The 21,512-nt window shown below is 64.5% G+C and carries 18 protein-coding genes; 10 read left to right on the top strand and 8 right to left on the bottom strand.

Going from position 1 to position 21,512, the window contains the following annotated elements; genetic code table 11:
• The first annotated feature begins 16 nt into the window (after nt 1-16).
• From LB525_RS09155 to LB525_RS09140, 4 genes are all read left to right on the top strand, one after another.
• On the top strand, nt 17-814 hold the full coding sequence (locus tag LB525_RS09155; protein WP_095769880.1) for a ParA family protein: 798 nt from the start codon (nt 17-19) through the stop codon (nt 812-814).
• A 67-nt stretch (nt 815-881) separates the two neighbouring features.
• Complete coding sequence (locus LB525_RS09150; protein ID WP_224544380.1) at nt 882-1,775, top strand: ParB/RepB/Spo0J family partition protein; 894 nt, start codon at nt 882-884, stop codon at nt 1,773-1,775.
• Between the two features lie 480 nt (nt 1,776-2,255).
• Nucleotides 2,256-2,882, top strand: a complete 627-nt coding sequence (locus LB525_RS09145; RefSeq protein ID WP_224544379.1) for a DUF1326 domain-containing protein — start codon at nt 2,256-2,258, stop codon at nt 2,880-2,882.
• Between the two features lie 31 nt (nt 2,883-2,913).
• Nucleotides 2,914-3,699: a DUF2182 domain-containing protein gene (locus LB525_RS09140; RefSeq protein ID WP_224544378.1), complete on the top strand. Its 786-nt coding sequence runs from the start codon at nt 2,914-2,916 to the stop codon at nt 3,697-3,699.
• A 14-nt stretch (nt 3,700-3,713) separates the two neighbouring features.
• Here LB525_RS09140 and holA read toward each other — a convergent pair whose 3' ends face one another.
• Entirely contained in the window at nt 3,714-4,757 is a 1,044-nt protein-coding gene (gene holA / locus LB525_RS09135) for a DNA polymerase III subunit delta (protein WP_224544377.1), read from the bottom strand.
• 465 nt (nt 4,758-5,222) lie between these two features.
• Between holA and LB525_RS09130 the strand changes: the two genes are divergently transcribed.
• The 4 genes from LB525_RS09130 to lpdA all read left to right on the top strand — a co-directional run bounded on the left by LB525_RS09130 (nt 5,223) and on the right by lpdA (nt 10,492).
• Nucleotides 5,223-6,455, top strand: a complete 1,233-nt coding sequence (locus LB525_RS09130; RefSeq protein WP_224544376.1) for a 3-methyl-2-oxobutanoate dehydrogenase (2-methylpropanoyl-transferring) subunit alpha — start codon at nt 5,223-5,225, stop codon at nt 6,453-6,455.
• A 2-nt stretch (nt 6,456-6,457) separates the two neighbouring features.
• Nucleotides 6,458-7,471: an alpha-ketoacid dehydrogenase subunit beta gene (locus LB525_RS09125; protein WP_224544375.1), complete on the top strand. Its 1,014-nt coding sequence runs from the start codon at nt 6,458-6,460 to the stop codon at nt 7,469-7,471.
• A gap of 17 nt (nt 7,472-7,488) precedes the next feature.
• A complete protein-coding gene (locus LB525_RS09120; RefSeq protein WP_224544374.1) occupies nt 7,489-8,856 on the top strand; it encodes a dihydrolipoamide acetyltransferase family protein in 1,368 nt (455 codons plus the stop codon).
• A 238-nt stretch (nt 8,857-9,094) separates the two neighbouring features.
• Nucleotides 9,095-10,492 carry a dihydrolipoyl dehydrogenase gene (gene lpdA / locus LB525_RS09115; RefSeq protein WP_224544373.1) on the top strand — a complete coding sequence of 466 codons (1,398 nt, stop codon included), beginning with the start codon at nt 9,095-9,097 and terminating at the stop codon, nt 10,490-10,492.
• 167 nt (nt 10,493-10,659) lie between these two features.
• On the opposite strand, the gene LB525_RS09110 is transcribed toward lpdA, so the two are convergent.
• A complete protein-coding gene (locus tag LB525_RS09110) occupies nt 10,660-11,763 on the bottom strand; it encodes a saccharopine dehydrogenase family protein (protein WP_224544372.1) in 1,104 nt (367 codons plus the stop codon).
• A 128-nt stretch (nt 11,764-11,891) separates the two neighbouring features.
• On the opposite strand from LB525_RS09110, the gene LB525_RS09105 reads away from it, so the two are divergent.
• Nucleotides 11,892-12,320, top strand: a complete 429-nt coding sequence (locus LB525_RS09105) for an Lrp/AsnC family transcriptional regulator (RefSeq protein WP_224544371.1) — start codon at nt 11,892-11,894, stop codon at nt 12,318-12,320.
• Between the two features lie 216 nt (nt 12,321-12,536).
• Here the strand turns inward: LB525_RS09105 and LB525_RS09100 are convergent, their stop codons facing one another.
• The 5 genes from LB525_RS09100 to LB525_RS09080 all read right to left on the bottom strand — a co-directional run bounded on the left by LB525_RS09100 (nt 12,537) and on the right by LB525_RS09080 (nt 18,916).
• Entirely contained in the window at nt 12,537-14,564 is a 2,028-nt protein-coding gene (locus LB525_RS09100) for an aldo/keto reductase (RefSeq protein ID WP_224544370.1), read from the bottom strand.
• Between the two features lie 57 nt (nt 14,565-14,621).
• Nucleotides 14,622-15,707, bottom strand: a complete 1,086-nt coding sequence (locus LB525_RS09095) for an ABC transporter ATP-binding protein (RefSeq protein WP_224544369.1) — start codon at nt 15,705-15,707, stop codon at nt 14,622-14,624.
• A gap of 65 nt (nt 15,708-15,772) precedes the next feature.
• Nucleotides 15,773-16,609 (bottom strand): carbohydrate ABC transporter permease, encoded by an 837-nt coding sequence (locus LB525_RS09090; RefSeq protein ID WP_224544368.1) that lies wholly within the window; start codon nt 16,607-16,609, stop codon nt 15,773-15,775.
• Nucleotides 16,606-17,466: a carbohydrate ABC transporter permease gene (locus LB525_RS09085; RefSeq protein ID WP_224544367.1), complete on the bottom strand. Its 861-nt coding sequence runs from the start codon at nt 17,464-17,466 to the stop codon at nt 16,606-16,608. Before LB525_RS09085 ends, LB525_RS09090 begins: the two co-directional genes overlap by 4 nt.
• 181 nt (nt 17,467-17,647) lie before the next feature.
• Complete coding sequence (locus LB525_RS09080; RefSeq protein ID WP_224532413.1) at nt 17,648-18,916, bottom strand: ABC transporter substrate-binding protein; 1,269 nt, start codon at nt 18,914-18,916, stop codon at nt 17,648-17,650.
• A gap of 106 nt (nt 18,917-19,022) precedes the next feature.
• On the opposite strand from LB525_RS09080, the gene LB525_RS09075 reads away from it, so the two are divergent.
• A complete protein-coding gene (locus LB525_RS09075; protein WP_224544366.1) occupies nt 19,023-19,892 on the top strand; it encodes a helix-turn-helix domain-containing protein in 870 nt (289 codons plus the stop codon).
• Nucleotides 19,893-20,106: 214 nt separating this feature from the next.
• Here the strand turns inward: LB525_RS09075 and LB525_RS09070 are convergent, their stop codons facing one another.
• Complete coding sequence (locus LB525_RS09070; RefSeq protein ID WP_224544365.1) at nt 20,107-21,495, bottom strand: sensor histidine kinase; 1,389 nt, start codon at nt 21,493-21,495, stop codon at nt 20,107-20,109.
• Nucleotides 21,496-21,512 lie beyond the last annotated feature (17 nt).

The following is a 21,512-nucleotide window of genomic DNA, read 5'->3' as shown; positions in this document are numbered from 1 at the left end:
TTACTGGCATAAATCCATGAAAACCGGACCGCGTATCATCACTGTCGCCAACCAGAAAGGCGGCGTCGGCAAGACGACGACGGCCATCAACCTGGCCACGGCGCTGGCCGCGATCGGCGAGCGCGTGCTGATCGTCGACCTCGACCCGCAGGGCAATGCCAGCACCGGCCTCGGCATCGACCGCAAGGATCGCACGGTTTCGTCCTATGACGTGCTGACTGGCGAGCTCGAGCTGGAGCAGGCCGCGGTGCCGACGGCGGTGCCCGGCCTCTCCATCATACCCTCGACTCTCGACCTTCTCGGCATCGAGATGGAAATCGCCTCGGCGCCCGACCGCGTGCTCAAGTTGCGCAATGCGCTGCGCGCCGCCTCCGAGCGTTCGGCGCCGTTCGGCTATGTGCTGATCGACTGCCCGCCCTCGCTCAACCTTTTGACTTTGAATTCAATGGCGGCGGCCGATTCCGTTCTCGTGCCGCTGCAATGCGAGTTCTTCGCGCTGGAAGGTCTCAGCCAGTTGCTGGAGACGGTCGAACAGGTGCGCAATACCATCAATCCGGACCTCACCATCCAGGGCATCGTGCTCACCATGTATGACGGGCGCAACAACCTCGCCAACCAGGTGGTGCAGGATGTGCGCACCCATATGGGCGACAAGGTCTATGAGACGATCATCCCGCGCAATGTACGCGTCTCCGAGGCGCCGTCCTACGGCAAGCCGGCGATCCTCTACGACCTGAAATGCTCGGGCAGCCAGGCCTATCTGCAGCTCGCCTCCGAGGTGATCCGCCGCGAGCGCAAGCTGCGCGCCGCCTGAGCTACCATCATCGCGCGACGGCGTGGTTAATTAGTCGATTCGATTCCGAAACGATCTGGATAAACTCATGAGCGAAGACCAATCGAGAAAAAGACTGGGCCGCGGCCTCGCGGCGCTGATCGGCGAAATCGACCGTCCGGCGGCGCCCGAAAAGGCGAGCGCGGCGGTGGCAGCCGACGGCAAGGTACCGATCGAGTTCGTCAGCCCGAACCCGAAGAATCCGCGCCGGCATTTCGGCGATGCCGAGCTCACCGACCTGGCCCAGTCGATCCGCGAGCACGGCGTGGTGCAGCCGGTCGTGGCGCGCCCCTCGCCGTCGCAGCCCGGCCGCTACGAGATCATCGCCGGCGAGCGGCGCTGGCGGGCGGCGCAGCGCGCCGGTCTGACCGAAATCCCGCTGATCGTGCGCGACGTCAACGACCGCACCGCGCTGGAGCTGGCGATCATCGAGAACGTCCAGCGCGCCGATCTCAATCCTGTCGAGGAGGCGCAAGGCTACCAGCAGCTTATCGACGAGCATGGCTACACGCAGGCCGATCTCGGCCAGGTGATCGGCAAGAGCCGCAGCCATGTCGCCAACACGCTGAGGCTGTTGAAGCTGCCCAACGTCATTCACGACATGCTGGTCGACGGCGATTTGTCGGCCGGCCACGCCCGAACGCTGGTCACCGCCGAAGACCCGGCCGGGCTCGCCAAGCGCATCGTCAAGGAAGGGCTTTCGGTGCGCCAGGCCGAAGCCTTGGCGCAAATGCCCGCCGGCCCGACGCCAGCCAAGGTGAAATCCCCCGCGAGCCCGCCCGAGAAGGACCCCGACACGCTGGCGCTCGAGAAGCTGATGACCGATACGATCGGCATGATCGTGAGCATCGAGCACAAGGGCAAGGGCGGCACGCTCAAGGTCAGCTACCGCTCGCTGGAACAGCTCGACGAGCTCTGCCGGCGCCTGAAGGACGAGCGGTAGGCGGCTGAGGCGTAACGGTATTTACTGGCCTCTGAGGTTTTAGGTTAAAGCTGGATACGCCTGATATATCGGTGATAGACAAGGCACTGGCGATCCGCCGGCCCCTTGTTGGCGGTGGTGAACTGGCGAAGGTGGGAGGCAAGGGCAGAGGGGGGCCGTGAAGGAGCGCCGTTCCCCTCTATCGTCATTCTAGGGTCTGCGCGCGTCGCTTCGCTCCTTGCTCCGCCCTAGAATGACGACGGGTATGCTGCGGCGGTTTTCATCGGGCCGCCCGCCACCTGTCTCGCCAGCGCTTGCCCACCGCCGAGGCACCGCAGCCCGCGCCTTGACAGTCCACGGCAACGGCGTACCCTTTATTAGCTTGACCTTAAATTACTGCCCCAGCGTGCCGATCAGTCGCGGTGAGGGCTATCTGCCGTTCTCCGTGAAACGGCACCGCCTCGCCAAAGCCGGACACGCCTGACACAATGGGAGGTGTAAATGGCAGTCAGTTGGCAATTGTCCGGAAATTACTTCGAGAATTGCAGCTGCGACGTCGTATGTCCTTGCCTGCTGTCCACCCAGGCGCAGCTGACATCGAAGCCGACGAAAGGCGTTTGCGACGTCGCCTTGGTCTTTCATATCGACAAGGGCAGTTTCGGGGACGTTCGGTTGGACGGGCTCAATGTCGCGATGGTTGCTCACACGCCAGGTCCGATGGCGGAGGGCAATTGGACGGCCGCCGCCTATATCGACGACCGTGCGGATGACGGGCAGACCGAAGCGCTGGGCGCCATCTTCACCGGCGCCGCGGGTGGGCCGATGGCCGCCTTCGCGCCGATGATCAGCACCAATCTCGGAGCCAAGAAGGTGCCGATCAGATACCAGGCCGACGGCAAGAAGCGGTCGGTGGAGATTGCCGGCGTGATGCAGCTGGCGGTCGAACCGTTGCCGACAATGCGCGAGGACGGCGAGATGTGGGTGGCCTCCGGCCATCCCGTCAATCCCGACTGGCTCGGTATGGCGATGGGAATGGAAGGCAATACTTTCAGCGACCATGGCATGAGTTGGGACAATTCCCGCCGGAACGCGCACTACGCTCCGATCAATTGGTCCGGCCAGCAATAGTCCCGCACGCATGGTCGGAACGGCCTCGCCCATGACGCTGACATTGCAGCGAAACATCATTCTCGCCCTATTGGGCGCTGTCGCCGCGGCGGCGTGGGTCTTGCTCATCCGGCAGCGGATCGGCACGGACGCAGATATGCGCATGCAGATGTACTCACCCACCATGGGCATGGCGGCGCCGCTGTTTCTTGCTGTCTGGATGATCATGATGATTGCCATGATGTTTCCGACGGCGGCGCCCATGATCCTGACCTTCCACCAGGTCCAAGCCGGCAAACGAGGTCGCGGCGAGGCCTTTGTCGCTACCTGGGTATTCGTGGCAGGCTATATGCTGGTTTGGGGCACGGTGGGCGTTTTGGCCTTTGCCGGCGCCGCAGGAGCCGAGACGCTTGCCGATCGTGCGGGATTGTCCACCGCGACGGCCGCACGCATCGGCGGCGCCCTGCTGATCATTGCCGGCGCCTACCAGCTCTCGCCACTGAAGGATCTGTGCCTGGCCAAATGCCGCACGCCACTCGGTTTCATCCTGACCTCCTGGCGCGATGGTTCTTGGGGCGCGGTCCGCATGGGCCTCGAGCACGGCGCCTTTTGTCTGGGCTGTTGCTGGCTCTTGTTTCTGGCACTTTTCCCGCTCGGGATCATGAATGTCGCCGCAATGGCCGTGGTCACGCTGCTGATCTTTGCGGAAAAGACCTTCCCGGCGGGAAAGGGCATAGCCAAGGTGTCTGGCATCGCCCTGCTCCTTTACGGCGCGGTGGTGCTGGTCTTTCCCCAGGCGCTGCCGACCTTTCAGCCGACGGATATGGTGATGGATTGAGCAGCGGCAGGCAGCTACCTTTGCCCTAGCCTCGCGCTTTCGATGGCAATGCCAAGCAGCGCCTGGCGTGCCAGCGCTTCCGACAGGTCCGGTCGTTTGCGGGTCTGCAGCACCGCCGTCTGCAGCCGGCCGAGCGCACGTGCGAGCGCCTCGACGTTCCAGCGCTCCAGCGTCTTTTCCACCAGCTTGCGGCGCGAGAAGAAGACCGGGGGGCGGGCGCCGGCGACGACCGAAGCGGCGTTGCGGCCGCCGGTCTCCATCTGGCCGCGCATCGCCTGGATCGCCTGCAATTGGCGCATCGCCGATGACAGCACCAGGAACGGATGGCCGCCCGATTGGCAGTGGCGGTTGAAGGCGATGTCGAAATCGCCGACCTTGCCGTCCAGCATGGCGTCGACAGCGGCGTCGAAGGAAGCACCGGAGACGTCGCCCGACAGCGCGTTGACGTCGTCGATGCCGATCTCCTTGTGGCCATGCGCGTAGAGCACCAGCTTCTCGATCTCGCCGCGCGATGCGAGGCGATCGCCGCCGAGGTTGCGGCGCAGCGCTTGCCTGGCGTCCAAGGTCATTGACATGCCGGCCTTGCGCAATTCGTCGTCGATCACTGAGTCCAGATCGCGGGCCTCGTCGGCATAGCAAGGCAAGGCAATGGCGTTGCCGGCGGCCTCGACGATGGCGCGCAGGCCGGTGCCTTTCTTCAGGTCGCCGGCTTCGATGAGGATGATGGCGTCGCGCGCGGGCTCGGCGGTCAGCGCCTTGATGTCGTCGGCCAGCGCCTTCTGGCCGCTGGCATTGCGCACCCAAAGCAGCCGCCGGTCGGAAAACATCGGCACCGTGCGGGCTTCGTCGAGCAGCCGCCCCTCATCGCGGTCGACTTCGGCGCCGTCCAGCCTGACCACCGAGAAGGGATCGTCGAGCGGCAGGCCGGTTTTCGCGGCGAAGGTTTTCGCCCGCTCGGCGACAAGGCCGCGGTCAGGGCCGTAAAGCAGGACGATTGCCATGGCCGGATCGGGCTTCGCCAGCCACGAATCGACCTCGTATCCTTTCTTCTGTGCCATGCGGGGTGAATTAGCACGGGGCGGGGGCCGAGTGAACGGAGAAGGAGGTGCCAGCGTCCTTACCTTCTCCCCTTGTGGGAGAAGGTGGATCGGCGCGACAGCGCCGAGACGGATGAGGGGTGTTCCAGCGGAGTGAGACGCTGGTGGCATCTGGAACACCCCTCATCCGTCGCCTTCGGCGACCCCTTCTCCCACAAGGGGAGAAGGGGAAGGCCGCGCCCGGCTCCCCCTCCCAATCGCATTTTCTGGCGGCAATCGCCCCGCAAACTTCCGCCAAATTGCGCGGCGGGCAAAAACATCGACAAGAAATTTCGCCGCCATATCTGCATCTTGGCATCTGTGCCGCATCGGTTCCGCGGGGCCGACGACCGGGAGGAAGGCCGTGGCGAGGTCCGGCGAATTGGCACTGGTCTGGCGGCGCGGATGTGCAAATATCGCACCGGCAACATTGGAGGATGTGAGCTCATGGCCGACGCTGGATTGTTGCGCTTCCATGTGCCCGAGCCAGAGGTTCGGCCCGGCGGCACGCCGGATTTCTCGAATGTGACCATTCCCAAGGCGGGCTCGGTGCCGCGTCCGGAGATCGAGGTCGATCCGCGCAGCATCCGCGACATGGCTTTTTCCATCATCCGGGTGCTGAACCGCGCCGGCGAAGCGGTCGGGCCGTGGGCCGGGCTGCTCAGCGACGAGGAGCTGCTCGAAGGCCTGCGCCATATGATGACGCTCAGGACCTTCGATGCGCGCATGCAGATGGCGCAGCGCCAGGGCAAGACCTCCTTCTACATGCAGCATCTGGGCGAAGAGGCGGTGAGCTGCGCTTTCCGCAAGGCGCTCAAGCCGGGCGACATGAACTTCCCGACCTATCGGCAGGCCGGCCTTTTGATTGCGGACGGCTATCCGATGGTCACCATGATGAACCAGATCTATTCCAACGAAGCCGATCCGCTGAAGGGCCGGCAGCTGCCGATCATGTATTCGTCGAAGGAGCACGGCTTCTTCTCGATCTCCGGCAATCTGGCGACGCAATATATCCAGGCGGTCGGCTGGGCGATGGCCTCGGCGATCTCCAATGATTCCAAGATTGCGGCAGCGTGGATCGGCGACGGCTCGACGGCGGAGTCCGATTTCCATGCGGCGCTGGTGTTTGCTTCCACCTACAAGGCGCCTGTCGTGCTCAACGTCGTCAACAACCAGTGGGCGATCTCGACCTTCCAGGGCATCGCGCGCGGCGGCTCCGGCACGTTCGCCGCGCGCGGGCTCGGCTTCGGGATTCCTTCGCTGCGCGTCGACGGCAACGACTATCTCGCCGTGCATGCGGTGGCCAAATGGGCGGCGGAGCGGGCGCGCGCCAATCTCGGGCCGACGCTGGTCGAATACGTCACCTACCGCGCCGGCGCGCATTCGAGCTCGGACGATCCGTCTGCCTACCGGCCGAAGGCGGAATCCGATGCCTGGCCGCTCGGCGATCCGGTGATCCGGTTGAAGAACCACCTCATCCACAAGGAAGTCTGGTCGGAGGAGCGACACACCCAGGCGGAGGCCGAGATCCTCGAAACGGTGATCGCGGCGCAGAAGGAGGCCGAAAGCCACGGCACGCTGCATGCCGGTGGCAAGCCGTCGACGCGCGACATGTTCGAGGGCGTCTATGCCGAGATGCCGCCGCATCTCAGGCGCCAGCGCCAGCAGGCGGGGGTCTGACCATGCCGAGACGCACGATGATCGAGGCGATCCGTGACGCCATGGACGTGTCGATGGGGCGCGACAGCCAAGTCATCGTCTATGGCGAGGATGTCGGCTTCTTCGGCGGCGTCTTCCGCGCCACGCAGGGCCTGCAGGCCAAATACGGCAAGAGCCGCTGCTTCGACGCGCCGATCAGCGAATCCGGCATCGTCGGCTCGGCTATCGGCATGGCTGCCTATGGGCTGAAGCCCTGCGTCGAGGTGCAATTCGCCGATTATGTTTATCCGGCTTACGATCAGATCGTGTCGGAGGCGGCGCGGCTGCGCTATCGCTCCAACGGCGATTTCACCTGCCCGATCGTGGTGCGCATGCCGACCGGCGGCGGCATCTTCGGCGGCCAGACGCACAGCCAGAGCCCGGAAGCGCTGTTCACCCATGTCTCGGGCCTGAAGGTGATCGTGCCCTCCAACCCGCATGACGCCAAGGGGTTGCTGATCGCGGCGATCGAGGATCCGGACCCGGTGATTTTCCTCGAGCCGAAGCGGCTCTATAACGGCCCGTTCGACGGGCATCACGACAAGCCGGTGACGCCATGGTCGAAGCATGAGCTGGGCGAGGTCGCGGACGGCCATTACACGATCCCGCTCGGCAAGGCGGCGATCCGCAGGCCGGGATCGGCGGTGACGGTGCTTGCCTATGGCACGATGGTCTATGTTGCCCAAGCCGCGGCCGAGGAGACCGGCATCGACGCCGAAGTGATCGATCTCAGGACGCTGCTGCCGCTCGACCTCGAGGCGATCGTCGCCTCGGTGAAGAAGACCGGCCGCTGCGTCGTCGTACACGAGGCGACGCTCACCTCCGGCTTCGGCGCCGAGCTGGTGGCGCTCGTGCAGGAGAACTGCTTCTACCATCTGGAAGCGCCGGTGGCGCGGGTCGCCGGCTGGGACACGCCCTATCCGCATGCGCAGGAATGGGATTATTTCCCCGGTCCGGCGCGGGTCGGGCGCGCGCTCGTCGAAACATTGGAAGCTTAGAGTGGGGGAGGCCTGAGATGGGCGAGCACGTCATCAAGCTGCCCGATGTCGGCGAAGGCGTCGCCGAGGCCGAGCTTGTCGAGTGGCACGTCAAGGTCGGCGACCTCGTGCGCGAGGACACGGTTCTCGCCGCCGTCATGACCGACAAGGCAACCGTCGAGATCCCCTCGCCGGTCGATGGCGAGATACTGTGGCTCGGCGCCGAGATCGGCGACACGGTGGCGATCGGCTCGCCGATCGTGCGGCTGAAGGTGGCCGGCGAAGGCAATGTGAAAAACACCTCGCCAGGCGAGAGTGGTGCCGACGGCATCCCCGCTGGAGCGAGCCATGGCGATCGTCTTCCCCCTGCGCAAAACGCAGCGCCGTCATCCTCGGGCTTGTCCCGAGGATCCGCTGGTTCGCCGGAACTGGCGTCGCATCCACGCAGGTCGGCAGATCCTCGGGACAAGCCCGAGGATGACGGCGTTAAGAAGGATCGCGCCATGCCCAGCCTTTCGGGCGCGCCGCGCGCGGAAGGCGAGAAGCCGCTTGCCTCGCCGGCCGTCCGCCTGCGCGCCAAGGACGCCGGCATCGATCTGCGCCAGGTTGCGGGCAGCGGTCCGGCCGGGCGCATCAGCCATGAGGACATCGACGCATTCCTCGCGCGCGGCCCGCAAGTCGCCCGCGCGACCGGGCTTGCCCGCAAAGACGGCGTCGAGGACATCAAGGTCGTTGGGCTCCGGCGCAAGATCGCCGAAAAGATGTCGCTGGCGAAATCGCGCATCCCGCATATCACTTATGTCGAGGAGATCGACGTCACCGCGCTGGAGGAGCTGCGCGCCACCCTCAACAGGGAGAAGCGTGCCGATCGTCCCAAGCTGACGCTGCTGCCTTTCCTGATGCGGGCGATGGTCAAGGCGATTGGCGAGCAGCCGAACCTTAACGCCTTGTTCGACGACGATGCCGGCATCATCCACCAGCATGAAGGCATCCATATCGGCATCGCCGCGCAGACGCCGAACGGGCTGGTGGTGCCGGTGGTGAAACATGCCGAGGCGCGCGACCTGTGGGATTGCGCTGCGGAAGTCAACCGGCTGGCCGATGCGGCGAAGGCCGGCACCGCGAGCCGCGATGAGCTTTCCGGCTCGACCATCACCATCACCTCGCTCGGCGCCATGGGCGGCGTGGCGACGACGCCGGTCATCAACTACCCGGAAGTGGCGATCGTCGGCGTCAACAAGATGATGGTGCGGCCGGTGTGGGACGGCACGCAGTTCATCCCGCGCAAGATGATGAACCTGTCGTCAAGCTTCGACCATCGCGTCATCGACGGCTGGGATGCCGCGGTTTTCGTGCAGCGCATCAAGGCGCTGCTGGAGACGCCGGCGCTGATCTTCGTGGATTGAGGGAGATGGGGTCGGTCTCGAACATCGCGGCGCCGAAATGCGCGCTCCCCCTTCTCCCCTTGTGGGAGAAGGTGTCGCCGAAGGCGACGGATGAGGGGTGCTCCAGCGGAGTGAGACGTTGGCTTTCCCTGGAACACCCCTCATCCGTCTCGGCGCTGTCGCGCCGATCCACCTTCTCCCACAAGGGGAGAAGGAAAAGGCGCGTCGCCGCCTCCGCCATCAGGAAGAGCGTGATCCCATGAAAGAAATCTCCTGCAAGCTGCTCGTCATCGGCGCCGGGCCGGGCGGCTATGTCTGCGCCATCCGGGCCGGCCAGCTCGGCGTCGACACCGTCATCGTCGAGTTCGGCAAGCCGGGCGGCACCTGCCTCAATGTCGGCTGCATCCCGTCGAAGGCGCTGATCCATGCCGCGGAAGAGTTCGGGAAGATCGCGCATATGGCCCGCGGCAAGGATCCGCTGGGCATCAAGGTCGGTGCGCCGACGCTCGACCTGACCAAGACAATAGCATGGAAAGACGGCATCGTTAGCCGGCTCAACAGCGGCGTGGCCGGCCTGTTGAAGAAGGCCAGGGTGAAAACCGTACAAGGCTGGGCGACGTTTCGGGACGGCAAGACCGTCGAAGTCGAGACCGAGACCGGCACGCAGGTCATTCACGCGGAGACCGTGGTGATCGCCACCGGCTCGGCGCCGGTCGAATTGCCGTTCCTGCGTTTCGGCGGCCCGGTCATCTCGTCCACCGAGGCGCTGGCGCTGAGCGAAGTGCCGGAGAAGCTCGCGGTCGTCGGCGGCGGCTATATCGGGTTGGAGCTTGGCATGGCCTTCGCCAAGATGGGCGCCAAGATCACCGTGGTCGAAGCCCTGCCGCGCGTGCTCACGCAATATGATGCGGAACTCACCCGACCGGTGCTTAAGCGGCTCGCAGAGCTGGGCGTCGAGGTGATGCTGGGCGTCAAGGCAAAGGGATTGTCGACCAAGGGCGATGCGCTGCTGGTCGAAACCGCCGAGGGCAAGAACGCCAAGATCGCCGCCGACAGGATCCTGGTCACGGTCGGCCGCAAGCCGCTGACCGAGGGCTGGGGCTTGGAGCAGATCGACCTCGACATGGCAGGAAAATTCATCCGCATCGATGACCAGTGCCGCACCTCGATGCGCGGCATTTTTGCCATCGGCGACGTCACCGGCGAGCCGATGCTGGCGCACCGCGCCATGGCGCAGGGCGAGATGGTGGCCGAGATCGTCGCCGGCCACAAAAGAAGCTGGGACAAGCGCGCCATTCCGGCGATCTGCTTCACCGATCCGGAGCTGGTCACCGCCGGGCTGTCGCCCGAAGAAGCGAAGGCGCTCGCCGGCGAGATCAAGATCGGCCAGTTCCCCTTCGCCGCCAACGGCCGCGCGATGACCAAACAGGGCGAGGACGGTTTCGTGCGGGTCGTGGCGCGTGCCGACAACCATCTGGTGCTGGGCATCCAGGCGGTCGGGCAGGGCGTGTCGGAACTATCAGCGGCATTTGGCCTGGCGTTGGAGATGGGCGCTCGCCTGGAGGACATCGCCGGCACGATCCATGCACATCCGACGCAGGGCGAGGGATTCCAGGAAGCGGCGCTGAAGGCCCTGGGCCACGCGCTGCATGTTTGAGCGCTTCTTCCTTCTCCCCCTGTGGGAGAAGGTGGATCGGCGCGCAGCGCCGAGACGGATGAGGGGTGTTCCAGCGAAGTGAGACGCTGGCTTTGCCTGGAGCACCCCTCATCCGTCGCCTTCGGCGACACCTTCCCCCACAAGGGGGGAAGGGGAGCCGGCGCCCCTCAGCTCGCCAGCCGGCTTACCATCTCGTGCTGGGCGTAGGCGCGGCCGAAGCGGTTGGCGAGGAAGGCGTCGAGGGCGATGTCTTCCTGGCGCACGAAACCCTTGGCCGGCAGGCTGCCGTCGGCCAGCATGTCGAGCACGGCACAGATGCCGGATGCGGTGGTGATCTGGATGGCGCTGCGCACGATGTTGCCGATGCGCTGCGAATAGATCTTGTTGGCGTAGGTCTCCTGCAGCAGGCGACCGTTGCGGCGACCCGAAACGGTGACGAAGACGATGACCACGTCCTGCAGCGTCGCCGGCAGGGCGCTTTCGAAGATGTCCTTCAGCACGTCGCGGCGGTGGCGGAGCCCAAGGTCGTTGAGCAGCGCCTTCATGATCGCGGCGTGACCGGGATAGCGGATGGTGCGGTAGTTCAGCGTGCGCACCTTGCCCTTCAGCGTCTCGGCCAAAGTGCCCAGGCCGCCCGAGGTGTTGAAGGCTTCGTAGGTGACGCCGTCGAGCGAGAATTCCTCGCGCTCCTCCAGCGGCGGCACTTCGATCAGCTCGCCCTCGACGATCGCCTCGCAAGGCTCGCAATATTCGTTGATGACGCCGTCGGTGCTCCAGGTGAGGTTGTAGTTGAGCGCATTGGACGGATATTGCGGCAACGCGCCGACGCGCATGCGCACGCTTTCCAGCGTGTCGAAGCGGCTGGCGAGATCGTTGGCGACGATCGAGATGAAGCCCGGCGCTAGGCCGCATTGTGGGATGAAGGCGCTTTTGGCGTCACGCGCCAGCTCCTTGACGCGGCGCGTCGAGACGACGTCCTCGGTGAGATCGAGATAATGCACGCCAGTGGCGGCGGCCGCCTCGGCGATGCGCGTGGTGAGGTGGAAGGGCGCGGCGCTGAGCACGGCGAATTTGCCGGCAAGCACCTTTTCGAGCTCACCCGAGGCAGTGATGTCGAGCTCCTGCGTCGCGACGCCGGCCGGCAGTTCTGCGGCGGCAAGCTGAGCCGCCGAGCGGTCGACCAGCGTGACGCGGTAGTCGCCCGTGGCGTTCAGCATTTCAGCTATAGTCGAGCCGATCTTGCCGGCGCCGACGACAACGATGTTCTTCATGATCAATTCCCCTGCCAATGCTGATTGCGATGTGGCGGGAATCTTCGCAGCTTTCCTGTCGAAAGGAAGGGTAGAATCTGGCAATATGAAACGTAAGTTTGAGCGATTTGCCGAAAGGTTTCGTCGAAATGATCAGTGAAGCCGAACAAGCCCTGCTTACCTTGTTGCGCGCCAACGCCCGCGCCTCGACCGCCGAGCTCGCGCGCCAGCTCGGCGTGTCGCGCACCACGGTGCAGAGCCGCATCGAGCGGCTGGAGCAGCGCGGCATCATCACCGGCTATGGGGTCAGGCTGTCGCCCGATTATGAGCAAGGGCTGGTCAAGGCGCATGTGCTGCTCACCGTGACGCCGAAGCTCGCCGACAAGGTGGTGCGCAGCCTCGCGGCGATGGCGCCGGTCCGTACGGTGCATTCGGTGAGCGGCAATTTCGACATGATCGTCGTCGTCGACGCGCCGTCGATCCGCGACCTTGACGCGCTGCTCGACCGGATCGGGGCAATGGAGGGGGTAGAGCGGACGTCGTCGTCGATTATTCTGTCGACACGGGTGGATCGGTAGGCGGGCCTGAGATGTTGGCGCGAGGCCCCCCTCTCTGTCCTGCCGGACATCTCCCCCTCAAGGGGGGAGATTGGCAGCTTCGACGCCGGCGCCTTTTCTGCAGCATTGGTGATTGGCGAAAGCCGGCGTGACATCTGATCTCCCCCCTTGAGGGGGAGATGCCCGGCAGGGCAGAGAGGGGCGAAGGAATGAGGCGTTTGTTTTTCCTCGCTCCGATCAAGCCCTGCGTCTCTCTGGCCCCTCATCCAGCCACCCCACATCCTCCGGCGTCAGCTTGATATCCAGCGCCCTAAGACTGTCCTCCAGCTCGTCCAGCGTGCGCGGGCCGATCAGCGGGACCGAGGGGAAGGGCTGCGCCAGCACGTAGGCGAGCGCGACATGGATCGGGCTCTTGCCGAGTTTGCGCGCCAATTCGACGGCGCGGTCGCGGCGACCGAAATTCTTTTCCGAATACCAGACCCGCACCAGCTCTTCATTGTCGGTCCGGTCGCGGCCGGCGCGGTCGGTGAAGAAGCCGCGGCCCTGGCTCGACCAGGCGAAGTTCGGCATCTGCCTCGCCGTCAGCCAGCCCTTCCAGTCATCCGTGGAAGAGGTGACGCAACCGGGCCAGATCGGCTCCAGCATCTCGGCCAGCGAGAAATTGTTGGAGAGCGCGCCGGGCTTCTGCTTACCGTTCTTTTCGGCATAGGCAATCGCCTCGTCCATGCGCTCCATCGTCCAGTTGGAGCCGCCGAACAGGCCGCGGATGCGGCCGGCTTTCGCCTCGCGATCCATCGCATCGACGAATTCGCCGACCGGCACGTCCGGATTGTCGCGATGCATGAAATAGATGTCGACATGGTCGGTCTGTAGCCGGTCGAGCGACTGCGCCAGCTGCTTGCCGATCACATCGGGATAGCAGAGCGGCGAATGCGCGCCTTTGGCGATGATCACCGACTGCTCGCGCACGCCGCGATTCCTGAGCCATTGGCCAAGCAGCGTCTCGGTGTAGCCGGCGCCATAGACGAAGCCGGTGTCGAACAGATTGCCGCCGGCCTCGAAATAGGCGTCGAGCAGGATCGAGCCGGAGGAGAAGGTGCGGAAATCCTCGAAGCCGAGCGCCAGAAGCGACACTGCGCGCGGCAGGCCGGGAATGGCGCGCTTGCCGATTGCCTTGCCATCGGTCCGCAGCGGGCGGCCGGAGAGGGTGTTGACGCGCTTAGCCGGCTTTTCGATGTCATATTCCAGCCCGACCGCGGCGCGCCACTTGTCGAGAACGCGCAGCGTGCCGAGGCTGTCGGCCCAGCCCATGCCCGGCCAGGCGAACTCCTGCCGTCCGGCCAGGATCGCCTCGCCGGCGGCATCGACCTCGAAGGAATAAAGGTGGCGGGTCTCGTCGAGGCTGATCACCTCGCGAGCCGCCCCGGACCGGATCACCTCGATCCGGCCCGGTCCGACGTCGCGGTTGCCACCGGCGAACCAGAAATCGGGCACCTCGATCTGACCCTTGGTGCCGAAGATGCGCAACACATTGTCCTGGTTGAGCGAGATGCTGCAGGAGATCTCGGCGACGATGCCGTTGGGGAACGTGAGCAGGGCCGAGGCCCACTCGTCGACGCCGGACTGGCCGAGATGGGCGGCGCCGACAACCTTGTCCGGCTCGAGGAAAGGCTGCCCGGCGGCGGCGCCCGCGATCAGCCGCGCCATCGACACCGGATAGCCGCCGACATCGAGGATGCCGCCGCCAGCCATGTCGTTGGCATAGAGCCGATGTTCGGGCATGAAGCCCGGCATGGCGAAGCCGAAGCTCGACTTGATCATGCGGATCTCGCCGATGGCGCCCGATTTGATCAGCTCGTCCAATTGCAGCGTCTGCGGGTGCAGCCGGTACATGAAGGCCTCGCCGAGGAAGGTGCCGGCCTTGCGCGCCGCATGCATCATGGCGTCGGCCTCGAAGGCGGTCAGCGCCAGCGGCTTCTCGCACAAGACATGCTTGCCCGCCTCGGCGGCCTTGATCGCCCATTCGGCATGGCCCGGATGCGGGATCGAAATATAGACGGCATCGACTTGCTTGTCGGCGAGCAGCGCGTCATAGCCGTCGAGGATACGCGCGCCCGGAAAGCTCTGCGCCAAGCCCGGCTTGGCGGGATTGCGGGCGCCGAGCGCGACCAGCTCGCCGTTGCGCGACCCTGCCACTCCGCCGGCAAAGGATTTGGCGATGCTGCCGGGTCCGAGGATGCCCCAGCGGATTTTTCCAGATGTCATGTCGAATTCTCCATGGTCGCCGCCACGCCTGGCATGCCGGCAAAGATAATTTGCGGGTCAGCGGATCCTTGCGCCCGCCTTGTCGAAGAGCAGCGCCCGTTCCGCCTTGATCGAGACCGTGAAATGGTCGCCGCTGGCGCGTTGGCGCGAAGCCTCGCGCTCGACGATCAGCTCCTCCGGTCCGGCATTGGCGTAGACATAGCTCACCGAGCCCAGATGCTCGGCGACATCGGCCTTGACCGGGATGTCGCAATCGCCCTTGCCGGCCTCGAAGAAATGCTCCGGCCTCACGCCGAGCACCACCTCGGCGCCAAGGGCGGGAAAAGTCTCGCAAAGCGGCTTGCGCAACCGGGCGCCGCCGTGATGGGCGAACTCGATGATCGCGGCGCTGTTCGTCGTCTCGACGACCTTGGCGCTGAGGAAATTCATCTTCGGCGAGCCGATGAAGCCGGCGACGAAACGGTTGGCCGGGTCGTCATAGAGATCGAGCGGCGCGCCGATCTGCTCGACATTGCCGGCTTTGAGCACAACGATGCGGTCGGCCAGCGTCATCGCCTCGGTCTGGTCGTGCGTCACATAGATCATGGTGACGCCGAGCTCCTTGTGCAGGCGCGAGATCTCGACCCGCATCTGCACCCTGAGTTCGGCGTCGAGATTGGACAGCGGCTCGTCGAACAGGAAGACCTGCGGCTCGCGCACGATGGCGCGGCCGATGGCGACACGCTGGCGCTGGCCGCCCGACAATTGCTTCGGCCGCCGCTGCATCAATTCGTCGATGCGCAGGATTTCCGCCGCTCGCTTCACCCGGCGCTCGGTGTCGGCCTTCGGGTTGCCGTTCATCCTCAGCCCGAAGCTGAGGTTCTGCTCCACCGTCATATGCGGGTAGAGCGCGTAGGACTGGAACACCATGGCGATGCCGCGGTCGGCCGGCTCGACATCGTTCATAACCTTGCCGCCGATGGCGATGTCGCCGCCGCTGATGTCCTCCAGCCCGGCGATCATCCTGAGCAGCGTGGACTTGCCGCAGCCGGAGGGGCCGACGAAGACGACGAACTCGCCGTCGGCGATGTCGATGTTGGCGCCGTGGACGACTTCGAAGATGCCGAAGCGTTTGACGACATTGGTGAGGGTGACGGCCGCCATGTTAGAGCGAGATGTAGTTAGGTTGCATCATTCTGTGTCCCAGTCGGCGAGGCATCTCGCGCTTCCTATTTGACCGCGCCGGCGGCGATGCCGGCGATGAAATGGCGCTGCAACAGCACGAAGACGACGAGCATCGGCACCGTCAGCATGACGGCGCCGGCCATGATGCCGCCCCACGAAACCTTGGTCAGACCGATCAGCGTGCCGAGCGCCACCGGCGCGGTCATCGCGCCCGGCTGGCTGTTGATCAGCAGCGGCCAGAGATAATTGTTCCACGAGGCGAGGAAGAGGATGATCGCAAGCGCCGCCAGCATCGGGCGGGCCAGCGGCAGCGCCACGAACAGGAAGATGCGCCATTCCTTGACGCCTTCGACGCGGGCGGCGTCGAACAATTCGGCCGGCATCATCGAGAAAGCCTGGCGCATGAAGAGCACCCCCAGCGAATTGAACAGGGGCGGCACGATCAGCGCGATCCAGGTGTTGGCCAAAGCGAAGTCGCGCGCCACCATGATGAATTGCGGGATGAGCACCACCGCATAGGGAAGCGTGATGGTGCCGAAGATGATGGCGACGACCGCGCCCTTGCCATGGAATTCGTAGCGCGCCAGCGCCCAGCCGGCCATCGAGGTGAGCAGCACCGAAAGGACCGTGTAGGTCACCGCTACCGAGACCGAGATGCCGATGGCGCCGATGAAGTTGGTGTCGCGCTGCAGGTTGGCGACATTGTCGAGGAAATTGTCATGCGGCAGGAGCTCGATGCCGGGGCTGAAGATGCCGTTGTCCGGCATGGTGGAGAACACCACCATCATCCACAGCGGGAACAGCCAGACCAGCGCCAGCGGCGTCAGGAAAAGATGCAGCGCAATGACGCGGCCCAGCCTTGCTTGCGAGCGCGAAGTCATTTCGGCTCCCTCATCAGCCAGAGCTGCACCAGGGTGATGGCGATGGCGAGCCCGGCCATGGTGTAGGCGACGGCCGAGGCGTAGCCGAAATTGAGCGAGCGGAAGCCCTGGCGGTAGAGCAGCAGGCCGAGCGTCTCGGTGCCGCCGCCCGGGCCGCCGCGCTCAGTGATCAGGAACGGCTCGGTGAAGAGCTGCATGGTGCCGATGATCGACAGCACGGCGCAAAAGACGATGACCGGCTTCAGCAGCGGCAAGGTGATGTGGAAGAACTGCTTCAGCCTGCTGACGCGGTCGAGCGTCGCCGCCTCATAGACATCCTCCGGGATCGACTGCAGGCCGGCGAGGATGATGATGGCGTTGTAGCCGGCCCAGCGCCAGGTGACCGCGATCATGATCAGCGCCATGGCCGGCGTTACGTTGGAGAACCAGTCGATCTTTGAGATGCCGACGCTCTCCAGGAGCTTGTTGACGATGCCGAAATCGAGGCTGAACATCAGCCGGAAGACGGCCGAATAGGCGACCTCGCCGACTACAACCGGGGCGAAGAAAGCGAAGCGGTAGAGGCCGCGGGCTTTAAGCAGCGGCGAGTTCAGAAGCACCGCCATGACGATCGCCAGTGCAATCATCACCGGCACCTGGATGACCAGGATCAGCAGCGTGTTCTTCAGCGCATTGTAGAAGGCGGGGTCGCCGATCAGTCGGCCCCAATTGAAGGCCGGCGCGAAGCGCCAAGGCACGGTGCGCGTCGCCTGGAAGGAGATGATGAAGGAAGAGATGATCGGCCAGATCCAGAAGATGGCGAAGATCAGAAGGTAAGGCGTGAGGAAGCGGTACGCGGTGGCGTTCTGGGTGCGCATTTCGCTTCCTCCTTTCATCTGTCTCTGCCTTCTCCCCTTGTGGGAGAAGGTGGCCGCGAAGCGGCCGGATGAGGGGTGTTCCAGCTTGGCAACGACGGCAATCCGTCCAACACCCCTCATCCGTCTTGGCGCTGCGCGCCAATCCACCTTCTCCCACAAGGGGAGAAGGGGAGGCAGCGCACTATTTAACCGGCAGGCCAGTCGCGGCGGCGATCTGCTTGGCGGCGTCGTCGAGCGCGGCCTTGGCGTCGGGATAGCCGTTGGCCAGGTATTTGGTCTGCACGGCGCGGACGATGATCTCGGCGTCGCTCTGGAATTGCGTGCCGCGGCTCGGCACCACCTTGGGCAGCGTGGCCAGGATATCTTTCCACACGGCCTGGCCGCCCCAATAGGGCTGCGGCTGCGAGACGTAAGGATCGTCGAGCGCCGAGATCAGCGACGGCACCAGGCCGAAATCCTTCAGCATGGTGATCTGGCCGTCATTGGTCTCGAGCGTGTATTTCAGATAGGCGTAGGCCGCTTCCTTGTTCTTCGAGGCCGAGGTGATGGCCAAGGACGAGCCGCCGAGATTGGCGGCGCGCGGGCCGTCGGCGGTCAGGCTCGGCATCAGGTAGACGCCCCACTTGCCGCTCTCCTTCGGCGATTCGGTGCGGATCGTGCCTTCATACCAGCCGCCATAGACCTGGCTGGCGACGGTGCCGGCGGTGTTGTTGGTGATCTTGGTCGACCAGTCGGCCGACGACACGATGCCGGCGTCCTTCATCTCCTTGACCTTGGTCATGGCGTCGACGCATTTCGGCTCGGCCACGGTGATCGACTGGCCATCCTCGGCGAAATAGGCGCAGCCCTGCTCGTTGGAGATCATGCGGAAGAATTCGGTGTCGCCGTTGAAATCGGCATTGGTCATCGATACGCCCGGATTGGCGTCCTGGATCTTCTTGCCGGCGGCGATGAAATCGTCCCAGGTCTTGATCGAGGCCGGGTCGACGCCTGCCTTCTCGTAGAAGTCGCGGCGGTAGAAGACGGCCACCGGGCCGGAATCCCAGGGCATGGCATAGGCCTTGTCGCCGACTTCGAGCTCGGTGCGCTTGAAGTCGGGGAATTTCTTCTGGTCTTCCGCCGTGTAACCCAGCGTGTGCAGGTCGACGAAGCAGTCCGGGAACTGGCTCCAGTAATTCTCCGCCTCGCCATTCTCGATCGAGACGATATCGGGCAGGCCGACGCCGCCGGCGGCGCAGCCGGCGATCGATTTGTCATAGGTGGGCTGGTTGCCGAGATCCTGAACCGTGACCTTGATGTCGGGGTATTTCTTGTTGAAGCCCTCGACCGTCGCCTTCAATGACGAGGCGGCGATGTTCCAGCTCCAGATGGTGATCTCGCCGGACTGCGCCAGCGCCGGGCCGGAGCCCAGGGCAAGCATAAGCGCGGCGCAGGTCAGTGTAGTGCGCATTGAAATCCTCCCATTTCATTTGCTCTCTCACTGTGAGCGTGGCTAGACTATCCGGCGCGGAAGGCTTGTCGCCGTCAGAGGGAATAAGAAGTTGGCGGAAAGTAAGATGCCGGAGCGTCCATTCTACCAGCCTGGCGCGAGCAGCGTCGAAGGACTGCCGCTCATGCTGCAGATGTTTTACAACCACCCGTTGGTGATGCTGAAACCGCACTGGCACGCCCAGGTGGAGGTGAATTTCATCGTGCAGGGCCGCGTGCATTACCGCATGGCCGAGCACGAGATTTCGCTTTCGGCCGGCGAGATGTGCCTGTTCTGGGGCGGCCTGCCGCACCAGATGAACGACCTCTCCGACGACGCCATCTATGCCGGCGCGCATCTGCCGCTGGTGCATTTCTTCCGCCTGCATCTGCCGGCCGACATACGCCATCGGCTGATGACCGGCGCGACGCTGGTGACCAATGCGACCGACCAGTCGGACAACGACAATTTCAAGCGCTGGAACGAATATGCGCGCTCGGGCGATCCGGCGAGGGCCGAGCATGCCGTCAACGAGCTGCTGCTGCGGCTCGAGCGGGTACGCTTCGAGCCTTACCGGCTGGTTCCGGAAAGGGTGGCTGGCCAAGGCGCCGGCAATGCCTTCGACCAGCAGTCCTCCCGTAATGTCGGGCGCATGTGCGATTTCATCGCCGAGAATTTCCTCTACGACATCGACTGCGTGACCATCGCCGCGGCCGCCGATATCCATCCCAAATACGCAATGAGCCTGTTCAAGAAATCGACCGGCATGACGCTCAACGAATATGTCAATCTGCTGCGGTTGAGCTACGCGCAGGCGCTGCTGATGCATGAGGACGCCAATGTGTTGAGGGTCGCCATGGACTCAGGCTTCGGCTCGCTCAGCGCCTTCAACAAATCGTTCCGCAAGCTTGCCGGCATGTCGCCCTCCGATTTCCGCCGGGCGGGCGGGGCGCGGTAAAAATGGCCGACGGTCGCCCACCCGTCGTCGCCCATCGCGATCGTCATTCTAGGGCGGAGCGGGAAGCGAAGCGTACCGCGTAGACCCTAGAATCCATGCCGTGACGTTAAGGCGTTGCAGCGGGTACAGAATCTTCTGCACCGTTGCATTTCCCGGCAGAAGTTATGGCATGGATTCTAGGGTCTGCGCGCGTCGCTCCGCTCCTTGCTCCGCCCTAGAATGACGACGTCACCGGAGTTCCCACGGCCGGAAAGCTGACGGTGACGCCGAGACCCGGATTGCGGTCCTCGAGCACGATGGCGGCGCCATGCAGGTCGGCCACCGCCTTGACCAAGCTGAGGCCCAGTCCGCTGCCGGGCGTCGTGCGGCTGGCATCGAGCCGATAGAGCCGGCGGAACACTTTTTCGCGCTCCTCGGCGGGAATGCCCGGGCCATTGTCGCGGACATGAATGAGGACGTGGTTGCCTGCCCGGGTCACCGAGAGCTCGATCGCGGTGCCCCGCGGGCAATGCCTGAGCGCGTTCTCGACCAGATTGGCCAGCATCTGCATGAGCAGATCGCGGTCGCCGTGCACGTACCATTTTGTATCCGGAACGATCACGGTGGACAGAGACTTGCCGTCGTCCTCGGCGACATCGGCATAGACTTCGCCAATGGTCTCGACGACCGGGCCGACATCGAGATCGACGAAGCGCGCCTTGCGGGCGCCGGCTTCGATCTGGGCGATGCGCAGCAAAGCGTCGAACGTGCTGTTGATCTGCTGGCTCTCGGTGCGGGCGTCGCTCAGCTCGGTCGAGATATCCTCGCCCGACACCGTCTTGTCGGCGGCGGATTCCAGGATCATCTGCAGCCGGTTGAGCGGCGTCTTGAGATCGTGGGCGATGTTGGCGCTCACTTCGCGCATGCCATCGACCAGGGCCGACAGGCGCTCGAGCGCCGCGTTCACCTGGGCGGAGACGGCGTCGATGTCGTCGCCATTGCCGGTCAGCGGAATGCGCGCGTCGAGGCGCCCATGCGAGACATCGACCATGGTATTGGCGATGCCGTCGAGGCGGCGCTGGACGCGCGAGGCAAGCATCGCGCCGCCGCCGATCGCCAGGACGGTGATGAAGAGCGTGGCCCAGCCGAAGCTCATCAACACGATCCTTTCCAGATCCTCGGTTTCCGAAAGCGAGAAGGCGACCGTTAGCTTGTTGCCGCCGACCGTGCCCGAATAGGCGCGATATTGGGTATCGGGCGGCACGCCCGGCAAGTCGGCGGCGAACATGGAAAAGCCGTCCGGCAGGCTGGAGGCGGTGAAATCCCCGGCGAGACGGTTGCCGTTCCGATCGGTGAGGGAAAAGATTTCGTCCTTGTCCTGGCTGAACTGGGCATGGTCCCTGACGGTTGAAACGAGATCCTCCTCGTCGCCCTCGGCATGGGTCGCGGCGATGAGCGAATAGGTCTCCTTGATCGATTGATCGAGCTGCCTGGCCAGCGAGGCGCTCATCAGCTGATAGACGATCGCGCCCGACAGGATGAAGGCCAGCAGGAACAGGAAGGCGAAGGTCAGCGCCAGCCGGAACGGCGTGCTGCGCAGCAGGCTGGAGCGCGTCCCGCTCATGCGATCGCGGAAGCGGT

Source organism: Mesorhizobium sp. CA16 (genome assembly GCF_020165175.1).
GTDB lineage: Bacteria > Pseudomonadota > Alphaproteobacteria > Rhizobiales > Rhizobiaceae > Mesorhizobium.
This window is presented reverse-complemented; position numbering and strand designations above follow the sequence as displayed.